Here is a 14748-nt window from a genome sequence, read left to right as displayed (position 1 = left end):
CAAGTTTATTGTGTTATTTTTTAATAATCAGCAGGATTTTATATGTATAAAAAATTATTTCTTCTCGCAAGCATTTTTACACTCGGTAGCCAATTATTATTAGCAGAAGAACCAGTCTCTGTGGAACCGGTTTCTCTTTGGGAAAAAGTTAGAGAAGAATTGGCTTCAATAAGACAAAACTCTAAAGATAAAAAAACTCAAGAGAGCTGTTCGGATTTTGAAGAAATAATCAGAGAAGAGGGTCATACCTTCAATGAAGACGCTTCAAAAAAATATGCGCAACTAACGCCACATGATCAAAAAAAAGTAGCCGAAAATTATGCCAAGGCAACCATACTTTCATACAAACTAACTGATGTAATGCTAAATACCCCAGGAAAAGATCGAAAAGTAATAGAAGTCGCCCTGCTTCTCAGCGAGTATAACCAGGATCAAAATCTCCAAGAACTTCTCAAAAAAATCGCTGAAAAAAAAGATGAACGCTCTTGGTTCATGCGTTTTTTTTCAAAAAAATAATAATTTGATAGAAACATATGAACAAAAAACTTTTATTGGGCATGCTACTCGCATGCCCCCATATAGCTCTGCCAGTCGAGCAGCGCATTGACAGCACCATCAAGCAGTTATCCGAAAAACTTGAGCAGAAAATCAAGTACAATATACAAAAAAAATATTATAGCTTTGGTGCTCTTTTAACAAACGCACAGCTTCCTGATCAAGAACGCATTACAAAAACAATGCTCATCTTGCAACAAGAAGCGCTGGGGAATCCAGAACAGCTTGATAAATACGCGCAGCTTACTAAACAAGAGCAGGATGCGTGCATTGATGTGATCAGCAAAATAATTATTGTTTTTTGCGCAACCAAAGATTTTGCAGAAACAATAGATAATAATAACAACATTGCAGGATACATGACTGAATATGCACGCTTGAAAAAAGATATTGCTCCTAGCAACACCGATCTTCACAATCTTTACAAAAAATTAATCGAATAAATAATGAACAAAAAATTATTATTGCTTGCAACAGCTATTTTTGCAAACAGTATGCATGCTCAAATTATCGACAATGATAATTTATTGCACACATTGCAAGAAAAAATGCATATAAAAATGCAAGAAAATTTTAAAGATACAGCTACTTGTACCTGCTGCGAACATTTTTTGCAGCATATCGCAACAGATAAAAGTGATTCTTCAGTTATAGCAAGAAAAAAATTTTACGCTTTGAGCGAACAACAACAGGAAGCAGTTGTCAAACAAATGGCACTACAGGTCAGTCTTAAATGTAGATTTACATTATTTCGAAAAAATATGGCCGAAGGGGACATGCGCTCAATCATAACCGATCTCAACCTATTCATAATGCTCGCATTAGAACGTGCCCCAGAAAATAACAGTGCTCAAAAAAGTGTTATTATTTTACTATCGTAAAAACTTATTCACGCACGTTGGGTTTTTTTATAAAAAAACGTATACTAAAATACGATCACATCATACAATCGACAAATTTAAGGATTTTTTATGAATAAGAAATTATTTTTACTCGCGTCAGCTGTCTTTGCAAGCAACGCGCTTATTAATGCTGACGACAACGCCAATGCTTTTGTTCAAGCGATGACAGAAAAAATGGAAAGCAAAATGCAAGAACTTTCAAACGACGCCGAAACATGCGGCTGCTGCGCCAACTATTTGCGCCATTTGAAAAACTTTCACAATGACCAAGAACTTCAAGCAATTAGTCATACTGTACAAACAGATTTTGTACTCAATGATAAAACTGAGGCAGAACGAGAAATAGAGATTGAAAAGGCCATAACAGAAATTGCAACTTTATGTACTTCTCAAGCTGCTAGAGAAGCGCTTGCTGAAGGAGATGCATTTACAGCTCTTAATAAATTCGCTGAGGTCGCCGGAAAAAAATCTATCGATAAAGCTGCATTGCTAGAAAAGCTATCCAAAATAGCCTAAAATAATTTAACAGTTTTGGGGCGGCCTGCGCCGCCCCTTTTTATTGCAGGAATTTATGAATAAGAAATTATTTTTACTCGCGTCATGTTTTTTTATAAGCAACGCACTTATTAGTATTGATGACAATGCCGATGCGTTTTTTAAAGCGTTACAAGAAAAATTAGAACATAAGATAAAAAACATTCAAAACTATCCCAACGCTAATCAAGCATGCACCTGCTATTCACAATTTTTATATCATCTTGAACAAGCGAAAAATGATACAGAAGCTCAAGAAGATCGTCATACCATCCAAGTACTCTTTAACAAAGCACCTCAAGCAGAACAAGAAAAAATAATCGAAAAAATCATAGATGACCTAACGTATCGTCTGTGCCCATATAAGCCATTCATGGATGCTTTGGCAACAAAAAAGAGGAGCAATGTGGTTAGTCTCGCGTTATTTGCAAACTACTAGCGCGATACTATGTATCGATAGCTTTTTATTTGCTTTATCACACACGCTATAGTAGTTTTTATACATAATCTTATTTTTAGATAGGGCTAATTATGACTCACTATACACGTCGTCGCAATAAAAACTCTTATATATTCCCTGCCATAAGCGCTGCTGTCTTATGCGGGCTTTTTATTTTTACGCTATATCAACTTTTTACAACAAAAAAGACCATTAATGATCAACTGATTGCGCAGCAAGTTCATGAACTTGCTAGTATTTTTAAACGCATTAATGACACATGCCATATTACTAAATTTAAACATGAAAAAAATTATATAGATTTTTTGAATACGCGAGCTTTTGAAGGATCAGAAGTCGGACCAATGGTTGTCATGTTCCCTAAAAAATGGCAAGGCCCCTACTTACACGATAATTTTACTATCCAAGATCAATACTATCAAATTCTGAATACAAAATATGGTTATTTTATAGTCCCTGGCGATGGCGTCAAGCTCAGTAATAATAAAATTATCGGCAAAGATATCATACTCAACCATGACACCGATATTCCAGCCATGATCAATGACAAAAATATGTTATTATTTGAAAACAAACCACTCGCCGCACCTATTGATGTCAAAACGTCAGTCATAACTGGCGTGGTAAGCGAAGCAATACTTGATATGCAAACAGCTGATTAAAATTACGCATTCGCATGGTTCGATACACCTCCCTACGGGCGGCACTCACCACGAGCGAAATGCGTCGCACGCTCATTCCGAGTGAATTTCGAAGAAATTAGTATCGAGGGATCATCAAAAAAACGTTTTTTAACGACCGGCACTTGTTACAAAACGAGCGTCAAGTTTTTTTGTACCGTTACTAAATTTAACCGTCAAAAACACCGTTCCTTCTGTCTTCTGCTCAATCTTTTGAATAACGCCTATCCCAAACGTAGCATGATTAACCACTTGAGCCGCACGCCATGCAGGCCTTACATGCTGTACATTGCTTGATGGAATTTTACTTTCAACAACAACTGATGCAACGCCAACATCATGTCGATTATTATCTTGAGCTAACCACTGATCAAAATAATAAGAAATTTGAGATGAGCCCCACTGCAACGCCTCATTAAATTTACAATCCGAAGCTTCTACTTCTTCCAAGAAACGCGAGGGTCGTTGATCAGTCATTGATCCATACGTATAACGATATCGCGCATGAGTAATCAATAATCGCTCACAAGCACGCGTGATGCCAACGTATAACAATCTACGCTCTTCTTCTATTCCCTCTGGGCTCATTAACGAATGGCTGCTCGGCAAAATACCCTCTTCCAGCCCCGCCAAAATAACCGTATTAAATTCAAGCCCCTTTGCCCCATGCAACGTCATCAGACGAACATATTCATGAACATCTTCTTGCGCCATATGCTCTTGCAATAAAGCAACTTCATCCAAAAAGTCATTCAATGATAATGAAGGCGTACGCTCTTCCATTGCTTGAATGGCATTAACCAATTCTTTAACGTTATCCGTTTTTGTAGTCGCATCCTCAGGATCATGCGCATCTTTAAGATAAGAAAAATAGTCTATTTTATTAATAATACGTTCCAATACCATCGTTGCAGCATCTGCGCCAGAAAGCCCTACAAAAATTTCTGAAAACTTTTTAAGCGCATCAAGCCTTGCACCGGTAACAAGTTGTTGCTCAATCATTCTTTGAATAACGCCCTGAAATGATAAAAATGGCTCGTTATCCCAACAACTAAACAAAAGCTCCTGAAATTTCTCACCAAACCCACGTGCCGGTACATTAATAATGCGCATCAAGGATACGCGATCGTATGGATTTACCACAAGACGCATATATGCTAATAAATCTTTAATTTCTTGCCGCTCATAAAACTGAATACCGCCAATAATTTTATAGGGAATACTATTGCGAATAAGCGCTTCTTCTAATGCACGAGATTGGTAATGGGACCGATATAATATTGCCAGAGATTGTAATGATATTTTTTTTGCTCGCATACTCTTTGCACACAAAGCTGCAGCCTCTGCTTCTTGATAGCCCGATGTACACGCCAACACCCTGACTCGATCATGAGCTTTTTTATGGGACCATAATTTTTTATTTTTTCGCTGCATATTATTATGAATTACAACGTTTGCGGCATCCAAAATTGGCTGAACTGAACGATAATTCTGTTCTATTGCTACAGATATGGCTTGAGGAAAATCGTGCTTAAAATTAATAATATTAGCGACTGTCGCTCCGCGCCAAGAATAAATCGATTGATCTTCATCGCCCACAACGCATAAAGAATCTAAGACAAATTTTTTATCATGATCAAACGCAATTTCTTTAAGTAATGCGTGCTGTACCTGATTAGTATCTTGGTACTCATCGATAAGTACATGCTTAATAGATTGTTGATAAGAACGTTTAAAATCTGGATGAGTCTTAAAAAGCTTTACTGTTTCCACAAGAAGATCGTCAAAATCATAACAGTGCGAATGCGCCTTTTCTTGTTCATATGCCATAAAAATCTGTTTCATGAGTGGGTCAGCAAAAAGTGGCATAACAACACCAGTTACTGCTTCATTCTTTAACTGCGATATGGCATACAAGACATTTTTTGGCGTTAATTTTTTATGCACGCCGTAACGTGTTAATAAATTTTTTATTAATTTTTCTTGATCAGCATGATCCAAAATAGAAAAATCGGGGACCGACAAAAAACGATTATAACTTTTTAATAATCGTAAGCAGTACGAGTGAAACGTACCTACAAATGGAATCGCACTCCCATGCGGCAAAAAAGAAACGATCCGTTCTTTCATTTCTCGCGCCGCTTTATTAGTAAACGTAACGGCAATAATAGAAGCAGGATCATAACCATCATTAAGAATAAGATGCGTCATGCGCGCGGTGATAACACGAGTCTTGCCAGAGCCCGCACCTGCGTGCACAAGCAACACACCTGAGGCCTGTGATACAACCTGCTGTTGTTCATTATTAAGGCTGTCGGAAAAAAATATATTAAATTTATTTTTGTAAGATTCTATCATAAAAAACTAACTAAAGTGCACGTAAAAAAAAACTGATACATGCACTTTAGTCTATACAAGCTTATCCGCTTGATCAAATAAAATTAGGGTTTTGCAAAAGTAGTGTCCTGAACTTTGCAACCCAACTCCGCCGCCCGCAATTCGATATGCTTCTTAAATGCTGCAGTTACTTCAGGCTCAAAGGTATGCATGATAGGCATGTTATACAGCGAATTCAGCATATTATTATTCGCATTATTTTCCTGCTCTATATGCCCAGCCAAACCGGTTGTGCATGGCTTTTTTAACTGAGCGAGCTTTTCTACATGATACGCATAACAGTGTTGAGAAAGATTAAGACCCGGGTTGCCACGCAACCAAGAAAGAGGGATAGTATATATCGCGTCAGCATCAAGAAATGAACTAACGTTACTCTTGAATACATGCGACTGAACAATTGCACGCTCAAATAGATAATCTTTACCGTGAGCAGTTTTGCCTATTTTAAGATAGGGAGTTAAATTTAGAAGGTTCCAAATGTATATCTCGCTATCTTGTGATTTAGAAATGAGTCCCGCATCTCCAAAATGGACTTTAAGAGCCACAAGAGCTTTTTGATGCTGCTTGGTCAACTTAGTCGCATACGTAAAGAGACGATTTGCACACTTATAAATATGTATGTTGCCATCTTCACAACCAACAAAAATTTCTTTACTAAATTTATTAATGGCCAAACATGTTCCCTTCGCGTCGGCCTCTAAATCAAGCATGCACTTTCTCTCTTCTTCAGTTCCACGATCTTGCAACACTCTAAACGTAATACTCAATTTTTTTGCATTCTCCAAAAAAGCATCTATTTGAGTTATTTCACCTTTTAAAGATTCTCCCTTATATTCAACAGATTCTTTTATAGTCGTCTGAAGAAAATTATCTCCCTTTTTGTATTCATTAGAATTTTGATTACGCATCCCCTGCAAGTACATAATAGGCCGATACATCTGTAAAGCCTTAGGATCTATTTTTTGCAAATCGTCTCGAATCTCTTTCGACAAAAATCCTGCATGTTCAAGAAAATATGAGCTGTGAGTTTCAAATTTATTTTGCAAATCTGAATGATAATAAGCTCCTTCAAGAGCGACGGGCGCTACATCATCCAACACTGATTCCATCGAATGTAACACACCGCTCACGCAGAGTAGGAGTATATATAACAATTGCATAAGTACCTCTTTTTTTGATGATTATAGTTTGACGCAATGTACTATGCCAAAATCGATTAATAATTTCAAGAAAAGCTTTTTACACATCGTGCGTAGACTGTTCCTGCAACACACAACCCAAAACAGAGCATATGGTATTTTTACATGACGAAGCGTTAAGACACGAAGCTGGGTTTTTAAACTCATCAAGAATTAATTTTACGTATTCTGCATAAATTTTTTCTTCGATAATATCAGAGCCCAATACATCATTTAATTTTCTTTTAAGCACCGCTCTATAATCATTAGTAAAATATACTTTGCGTGCAAGTTGAACAAACTCATCATCAAAAAGCTGCATTTTTTCTCGTTCACGCAACTGATCTTCAACATCCCACAAAATATAATTCACCGATCGCAACTCATTAATAACTACTTGCACCTCTGGCGTTATTTGTATGTGCTCATTCAGCACTTTAAGTAACGCTGCGAGCTCTGTTTCAATATTTTTTAATTTTTTAACATCAGTTGTTTTTGATTTTTTAATTTCCAAAATCGTAATTTTATCGATGAGCTCGCCATAAGAAACTGGAGTCAATATAGATCTTACTTGAGAGCTCGATTGAATAATAGCGCCAACCTGAGGATACAACTCATATAATATATAATTTTTCACATCCTCAAACGCGGACAATAAAGAAAAGCCTATAGTCTGCAACAGGCACTTTGATGGATTATAAAAATAACCTTCATCATCATCTATTGCCGTAAGACGCCTACCGCGAATAATAACATTCCATGGCAAAAGATCGCCATGCTCTAAATTTTTAAATGTTAGTAATTCTGAAACAACAGCTTCTTTATCAGGCCATAACCCATTGAGCGTTTTAAACGTAATAAAATTAATGCCAGGAACCCATGGTCGCTCAATACGATGTTCAGCATTTTTTTTAATAAATTTTTTTTCTTCAAACGTGCTCTCAATATTATAATGTATTTTACCTACTGCAGAAGAATCTCCATAAAACCAGTGCTTATAATTTATTTCTTTCTTAGGTGTTGTATATAGCCTCATAAGAGCTAACGCAGAAGGGTCGGTATGTCGAGGGGTTTTTGCGATAACAACGCCATTTTTATCTTCGAGAAATTCTTCTAACGCTTTTACTTCATGATTTTGAGCAAACACTTTATCATGCGATGGTGGAGATTCTACAATAGTAAAATCACCCAACCTAAATATAGCCTGCGCAGCGCGCTCCCACTCTTTGCCAAAATGGTGAATAATATTAAATGCAAGAACTACATCAAAATGCTCGCAATCTGCCAGTCGTTCAAGAGCTTCTACCGTGAGATGGGTATTTAGAAAAATAATATTAGAAAGCTCTGTGTTTTTTTTACAAATTTTCAACAAGTTTTGGGAAGTATGCCAATCTGACGAATAGTTACCCTCAATCATAATCCCTACAGCCTGAGGAAAATCCCATGCGGTTCGCAACGTAAAATACCCCTGAGATGCGCCTATATCAAGGACAGTAAATGGTCTTTTATATTTTTTAAAAAGTGGCTTAAGCGCTTCATAACGCGAAGCGCATTCACGAGCGCCCTGACTCACCACAACATTATTAACTAAAATATCTTGATACTGTTCTTCGGCGCTGCATATTGATGCAGCGCCAATTATAATAATTACTATTTTTTTAATCATGTATTTTCTCCCCAAATAAATACAGGCTTTTTAGCAGGGTGAGCGAACTTATAAACTTCTCTTTTGCTTATTATGCAACAAGTCGACTATAGCATTCACAACAGATTGCCAATCACCAGCAACCGGCTGTTTAAATAAACGCATTGTTGGGTACCATAAACACTCAGAATCATGCGCAGCGTATCGCCAGTCAGCAGCACGCGGAAGCATAACCCATGTTTCAACGCCCAAAGCTCCTGCAAGATGCGCCACTGACGTATCAATCGTAATAACAAGATCCAAATTTTTCATAAGAGCAATAGAATCCATAAATGCTCCTTCTGACATATCAAAATCATCAAAGGCAATTATGTTTGATGCTGCATGCGCTTTACCATACTGCAGGCTATAAAAAGTAATGCCCGGTTGCGATAATAATGGCGCCAAATCATGTAAATTCATAGAGCGCTGTTGCAATTGCGCATCACGCCGCTCTGCGCCATACCAACAAATACCAACTTTAAAATTATTATCCTGTGCACAAATATTTTTGTATTTTTCATACAATTTTTTATCTACAGCAAAATATGGCTCACTCGGGACATTAGCCTTACGAACTTTGCATAATTTTGGCAAGCTCATAATATGCGCATGATAATCAAACCCATCAACGGCATTGCGGCACAATAAGCTTGTTCCATCAAAATAAATTTCATCGGCTTGAATAGAAACCGTTAAATTTTCAACATGTATACTATCAACATGAAGATTGAACGTAAAAAGTCTTTGTAATTTTTCAGGCACGACAAGAGTAACATGAGCACCCGCTTCTTTTAAACAACGTAAGTAACGGGAAAACATAATATCATCGCCAATACCCCAATGCGATGCGTATACCGCAATACTTTTTCCATCTAAGTTTTCACCGCGCCACAACTTATCTGCCGGCAAAGAAGAAGAAACATAAGAATGTAATAAATCAAAACCGCGCACAAAATTTTCGCACGCTAGATATGATGTTGCAAGCTCTATGTGAGCCTGTCTATGTTGAGGATCTCGGGCAAACGCAGCTCTAAAATAGGGCAACGCTCTTTTATAATCACCCTGCATGCGCTTATTTTTACCCAGCATATACAAATCTTCTGGAGAATAACTCGATAATTTTGATGCATGCTCAACAGCACCAATGCCAAATGAGCATATTACCGCACATATAGTTATAAAGCGACAATAGTTAAACGACTTCATATCCGCACTCCTTCACAAAAACGATACTGACAAGATATCGTGAATGTAAAAAATAACGTAGAAAAAAGGCAAGAGTTTATGCGGAAAATTTCCAATTTTGGAGGAACGTAACAAGCGGTTCGATACCCTGCTCGCTGTTGGCAGATATCAGTACATGGGGATTGTATTTTTGCACCGCGCGCTCAAAAGCTTCGCGATCCGCAACCATATCAATTTTATTAAAAACATATACGACCGGCTTATCAACATTCAATTCAGAAAGCACCGAATACACTACTTTAATATGCAATTCCCAATCAGCATCAGCGCTATCAATAACTAATAACAAAAGATGTGCATATGTTAATTCAGAGAGGGTCGATTTAAATGCTTCTATCAAGGTGTGGGGTAATTGTTGTATAAAGCCAACCGTGTCAGAAAGAAGCGCAATTTTTTTACCGCCAACAAATAACTCACGCGTTGTTGTATCAAGTGTTTCAAACAATCTGTTTGCAGCACTTACCTGAGCATGCGTTAATGCATTAAGAATGGTTGATTTGCCAGCATTGGTGTACCCGATCAAACATATGAGCGGCAATGAACTTGAAAGTCTTTTTTTGCGTTGTGTCATGCGGACAGCAGCCAATTTATCAAGGTCGCGGCGTAACTTGACCATCAAGTGTTCAAGATGCTGCGTTTCTTTCTCTTTTTGCGTTTCACCAGGACCGCGCGTACCGATACTTCCCGCCTGTTGAGACATAGAAATACCACGACCGGCTAACCGAGCTTTTTGGTGCTGGAGCATCGCCAAACCAACCTGAGTTTTACCTTCGGCCGACTGCGCGCCTTTTTCAAAAATTTCTAAAATCAATTGGGTGCGGTCAAAAACACGCGCTTGAAGAACTTCACTCAAATTACGTTCTTGTTGAGCAGACAGCGGTTCAGAAAAAACGACTTCTTCAATTTTCTTTTCGGTACATATTTTTTGGATTTCTTCTAGCTTACCTTTGGTAACAAAATGGGCAGGGTCAATAGACCTGAGCTTGATAAAAAGCTCCGCCTCAGGAACAATCCCATTGGAACTGACCAAATTTTTAAATTCTTCAAAGTAAGACTGAATATTGCTCGTATAGTTATTGGGAGAATGTATTCCAACTATTAAAGTCTTCGCCCGCAAAGCTGTTAACGTACCGTTGTTTTTTGACATGATCATGACCAAGTAGAAAAGTAATAGAATATCTTCTTATTATCCCTCTTTCACACATTTTTGTCAACGCACTTTTCACCAAACTATCACCCACACCAACATTTCAACCTGCACTTATAATTAAAAATACGTCGATATATTTCACTTTTCAAACAAGCGCTTCTAATATATACTTTCAAAGTATTAAATTTTAAATTTCCAAAGGACAACTTATGTTTTCACAAAAAAACAGTATAATCTTCTGCCTTTGTCTTATTTCAAGCATGCCTATTTATACTGGTCAAGCATTTTCTCGACAAAAGCATAACAAGCCAGCTACAACTGATAAACTTGTTATATTAAGCCAGCTAGAAGGCGCCCTCAAAGCAACTAACGCAACCCTTGTTACAGATATTATTACCAATCAAAAAGAGATTGTTGATAAATTTGATGCAAATGAACGGAAAAGACTTAGGGATGTATGGGCTAAAACCGAACCTTCTTGGGCTGGAAAAATATATCCATGTCAAGGTGAATTGAGTCAAGACATATTTTGGATACTTGTTGGATGCAGTATTGCAACTACAGTTACAGCGGTTACAAATGCTATAGGAGTTGGAATTGCATCGACTTTTATGGATGATATAAATTTAGCAAAGGCCTTTACTCCTACAATTTTAGTGGCTACAGGTTCTGTGGCTACATGGTCCTGGTTTAAAGTTCAAGGTCTAGCTGCTGATGATTATAAAGATAGATGCAGCATTGATGATGCGATAGATGAAAAATTAAAATAACAATTAACATAATAATGGATATTAACGTGGATTTTCTAATAAAGAGCGCTCTTTTTACAGTTTTAATGATTTCAAATAATATTAAAAGCATGGAAGAGGGTATAACTAATTCAAATAATAATTCAAATGATCATGGACCATGGAAAAAGCAGGAAGTAACAGATCCTAAAAGTATAGGGTTAGATATTAAAGAGATTAAAGTTGATTATGCAGCTCCTAATTCACATTTTGGCATAGAAAAACCTAGGGTTAAGCAGGAAGATGAAATCAAAGTAGGACCAGCTGAATTGTTTATCCCGCCAGGGTGTACCAACCCTGATGAGCTTATTTTACTTCCTATTGTTCATGGTACCTGGGGGCGCCAAACTGATGCTTTTAGAAAATATACAGAACAGGAAAAGAAAGAGGCTGAAGCGAAACCGCGATCAAAGTTTAAAAGTGGTCCTGTATTCACGAATAATTTTGAGCACATAAAACGATTTGCCGAGTTTCTCGCAAATGCCAATGGAACCCCGTTAGAATTATTACCATTTTCTTGGTCCGGTTTTAATAGTGATGAAGCCAGAATGACTGCTGGAAAAGCTTTAGCTGCATATATTAAGGGTGTTCCTAGATATAGAGGAGCGAAAATATATATTATAGCTCACAGTCACGGATGTACTAGTGTTTCTCATGCGCTACAAAAAATTACTGCAGAAATGGTGATATTTTTGGGATATCCGGTAAGAAGCATACAAGATCAATTTAAGCCCATAGGGGCTAAGAAAGTTGTTTATGTTCATTCTAAGGGCGATCTTGTAGTAAACGGAGCGCAATTTAGCGCTAAAAAATTCAAGGGAGAATTGAGTACTCTTTCCAATAAAACGATAACTGGTGCTAAAATTACAGTAGGATTAGCGACAGGCGGTTTAGCTTATGGATTACTAGCAGCGTCAAACTTATCACCAGACTTAAGGCCATATTTTGCGCAAGATCTTTTTCGCAATATTATAGATGGTGGAGCTAGAGGGATGAAGTTTATCGCAATAGGAGCAACATTAAAAGCTACAGATATTGCCTTATCTTCAATTTCCTCTGTCACAAAGAAAAAGAAACTTAAGCCGACTGCTGCAGGTCAAATTGTTGCATGTCTTAATATAACTATAAATGAGCAGCACCCAGGTCATAGTGAATTAATAAATTCTGTAGAACACATGGGAAAAATAGTAGATGCATTAGAGAGAGTATATCCTGTTCATTATTCACAAAATTCACACTTTAATCTTAATATAATTGATAAGGTGTTTTCTCCAGAAGAACAAGTGTTCTTGTCTGTTGTTCCTGAGACGTCTCTTGATGTAAGACCGCGACAAGATTTTATTAGATATGATGGTACGTTTGTTGATATAAAAACACTGCCAATTCATACAGAATATAAAGCTAGTGAGCGAGTGCAAAGAGATTATGAAAAGTTACTTAACAGCGACGGTTATAATGATTTAATTGAGAAGCATGCTCTTTATACTAAAATGTTAGCATATAAAAAGAAGAATAAAGTTGCGAAGATCGATCCTCAGAAATTTGCTGAGTGTGAGAAATTATTCGGTAAGCAGGAACAAAATAATACTACAGTAACGATGGAGCCTCAAGAAGCGTTCGCGGATGCTTTGGACAGAATTGAATTACCGTAAAATATGAAAAAATAGAATTGCGCGACCAATTTAATAGTACAGTTGGTCGCCTAGTAAGAAATTATTAGGCGATATTTATTTTTTGGGTACACTATCAAGAATACGCGTAACAATAAAAGGTTTTTCACATGTACAATAAAAAAGCGCATATTCATTTTATAGGCATTGGTGGTATCGGCATGAGCGGCATTGCGACCATTCTGCATTATCAAGGTTATACAATCTCCGGATGTGATCTAGATTTGGAGCAAAAAAGTATCGAAAATTTGCGTGCGTTGGGGTGCCAGATTTATAAAGGGAATAATACGGCACATTGCCATGATGCCTCGATTAATATTCTTGTCTACTCATCCGCTATAAAACCACACGACCCAGAAATTGTAGCTGCACAGCAGCGGGGAATACCTACCATTTCGCGTGCGCTCATGCTGGCAGAGCTTATGCGCACCAAGTACAGTATCGCCATAGCCGGAGCACATGGAAAAACCACCACCACGTCATTAATTTCTCATATTCTTATCGAAGCGCACAAAGATCCAACAGTCATTATCGGCGGGCACTTAAAAAATATTTCTACCAATGCGCGTTTTGGTAAAGGTGACTTTTTGGTTGCAGAGGCTGATGAAAGCGATAAATCTTTTTTACATTTGTATCCAACGCTGGCAGTCGTCACCAACATAGATTTAGAACATCTTGATGTATATACAGATTTAGCTGATATACAAAAAGCCTTTTTACACTTTTTGAGTAATATCCCATTCTATGGCAAAGCCATTGTCTGTTACGACGACAGTAATTTACAAAAAATTCTACCCCTACCCCACATAAAAACCGTCAGCTACGGCCTTAACCCCGCTGCCGATATATATGCCACAGATATAGTGTTAGAAAAAGATTATTCTACGTTTTCTGTATGGTTAAAAAACAACAACCAAGCATTGGGTACTATTACGCTCGCCATGCCTGGCAAACACAATATTCTTAATGCGCTTGCCGCTCTTGCAATAACGCGTGATATTGGAATACCGTTTAATGAAATTGCGCATGCATTGGCCAATTTTAAGGGCATAGAGAGACGTTTTAGTCACAAGGGAACATCGTATCACGGCGCGGAAATTTTTGATGACTATGGGCATCATCCGACCGAAATTTATAATACGCTGCTGGTCGCCCGCAAAAAAGCACATAATAAATTAATTGTTGTTTTTCAGCCACATCGTTACACGCGTACACAGGCTTTATGGAAAGACTTTTTGCAGGTATTCGCTACAAGCTCTATCGATCATTTAATTATTACCGATATTTACGCCGCGAGCGAATCTCCTATAGATACGATAACCAGTCAACGCTTGGTAGAAGAACTACGATCATGCAATCCAACGTGCACCGTCTCATATGAACCATTAGAAGACGCGTTTGTCTCTATTAAAAACAATGTAGATGCGGTGATGCATGAAGGTGATCTGTTACTTTTACTTGGCGCGGGAAAAGTAAATAAACTCGCGCATTATCTCGTATAA

Annotated in this window: 14 protein-coding genes; 9 read left to right on the top strand and 5 right to left on the bottom strand. The window is 37.5% G+C overall.

What is annotated here, in order from left to right; all coding sequences use genetic code 11:
• The first annotated feature begins 42 nt into the window (after positions 1–42).
• The 6 genes from WC707_00185 to WC707_00160 all read left to right on the top strand — a co-directional run bounded on the left by WC707_00185 (position 43) and on the right by WC707_00160 (position 3113).
• Positions 43–516 carry a hypothetical protein gene (locus WC707_00185; GenBank protein ID MFA6065588.1) on the top strand — a complete coding sequence of 158 codons (474 nt, stop codon included), beginning with the start codon at positions 43–45 and terminating at the stop codon, positions 514–516.
• A gap of 17 nt (positions 517–533) precedes the next feature.
• Positions 534–998: a hypothetical protein gene (locus WC707_00180; GenBank protein ID MFA6065587.1), complete on the top strand. Its 465-nt coding sequence runs from the start codon at positions 534–536 to the stop codon at positions 996–998.
• A 3-nt stretch (positions 999–1001) separates the two neighbouring features.
• On the top strand, positions 1002–1436 hold the full coding sequence (locus WC707_00175; GenBank protein MFA6065586.1) for a hypothetical protein: 435 nt from the start codon (positions 1002–1004) through the stop codon (positions 1434–1436).
• Positions 1437–1526: 90 nt separating this feature from the next.
• Complete coding sequence (locus WC707_00170) at positions 1527–1973, top strand: hypothetical protein (protein MFA6065585.1); 447 nt, start codon at positions 1527–1529, stop codon at positions 1971–1973.
• 55 nt (positions 1974–2028) lie between these two features.
• A complete protein-coding gene (locus WC707_00165; protein ID MFA6065584.1) occupies positions 2029–2430 on the top strand; it encodes a hypothetical protein in 402 nt (133 codons plus the stop codon).
• A gap of 92 nt (positions 2431–2522) precedes the next feature.
• Positions 2523–3113 carry a hypothetical protein gene (locus tag WC707_00160; protein MFA6065583.1) on the top strand — a complete coding sequence of 197 codons (591 nt, stop codon included), beginning with the start codon at positions 2523–2525 and terminating at the stop codon, positions 3111–3113.
• Positions 3114–3242: 129 nt separating this feature from the next.
• Here the strand turns inward: WC707_00160 and WC707_00155 are convergent, their stop codons facing one another.
• From WC707_00155 to hflX, 5 genes are all read right to left on the bottom strand, one after another.
• On the bottom strand, positions 3243–5489 hold the full coding sequence (locus tag WC707_00155) for a UvrD-helicase domain-containing protein (protein MFA6065582.1): 2247 nt from the start codon (positions 5487–5489) through the stop codon (positions 3243–3245).
• An 83-nt stretch (positions 5490–5572) separates the two neighbouring features.
• Positions 5573–6688, bottom strand: coding sequence for a WD40 repeat domain-containing protein (locus WC707_00150; GenBank protein ID MFA6065581.1), 1116 nt, complete (start codon positions 6686–6688; stop codon positions 5573–5575).
• A gap of 79 nt (positions 6689–6767) precedes the next feature.
• Positions 6768–8372 carry a methyltransferase domain-containing protein gene (locus WC707_00145; protein ID MFA6065580.1) on the bottom strand — a complete coding sequence of 535 codons (1605 nt, stop codon included), beginning with the start codon at positions 8370–8372 and terminating at the stop codon, positions 6768–6770.
• 48 nt (positions 8373–8420) lie between these two features.
• On the bottom strand, positions 8421–9599 hold the full coding sequence (locus WC707_00140; protein MFA6065579.1) for a tetratricopeptide repeat protein: 1179 nt from the start codon (positions 9597–9599) through the stop codon (positions 8421–8423).
• A 76-nt stretch (positions 9600–9675) separates the two neighbouring features.
• Positions 9676–10785, bottom strand: coding sequence for a GTPase HflX (hflX, locus tag WC707_00135; GenBank protein MFA6065578.1), 1110 nt, complete (start codon positions 10783–10785; stop codon positions 9676–9678).
• 263 nt (positions 10786–11048) lie between these two features.
• On the opposite strand from hflX, the gene WC707_00130 reads away from it, so the two are divergent.
• The 3 genes from WC707_00130 to murC all read left to right on the top strand — a co-directional run bounded on the left by WC707_00130 (position 11049) and on the right by murC (position 14748).
• Complete coding sequence (locus tag WC707_00130) at positions 11049–11558, top strand: hypothetical protein (GenBank protein MFA6065577.1); 510 nt, start codon at positions 11049–11051, stop codon at positions 11556–11558.
• 26 nt (positions 11559–11584) lie between these two features.
• Positions 11585–13228, top strand: a complete 1644-nt coding sequence (locus tag WC707_00125; GenBank protein ID MFA6065576.1) for a hypothetical protein — start codon at positions 11585–11587, stop codon at positions 13226–13228.
• Positions 13229–13356: 128 nt separating this feature from the next.
• Entirely contained in the window at positions 13357–14748 is a 1392-nt protein-coding gene (gene murC, locus WC707_00120) for a UDP-N-acetylmuramate--L-alanine ligase (protein ID MFA6065575.1), read from the top strand.

The sequence above is a fragment of the Candidatus Babeliaceae bacterium genome, assembly GCA_041660765.1.
In the GTDB taxonomy this organism is placed as follows: Bacteria; Babelota; Babeliae; order Babelales; family Babelaceae; genus JBAZVR01.
This window is presented reverse-complemented; position numbering and strand designations above follow the sequence as displayed.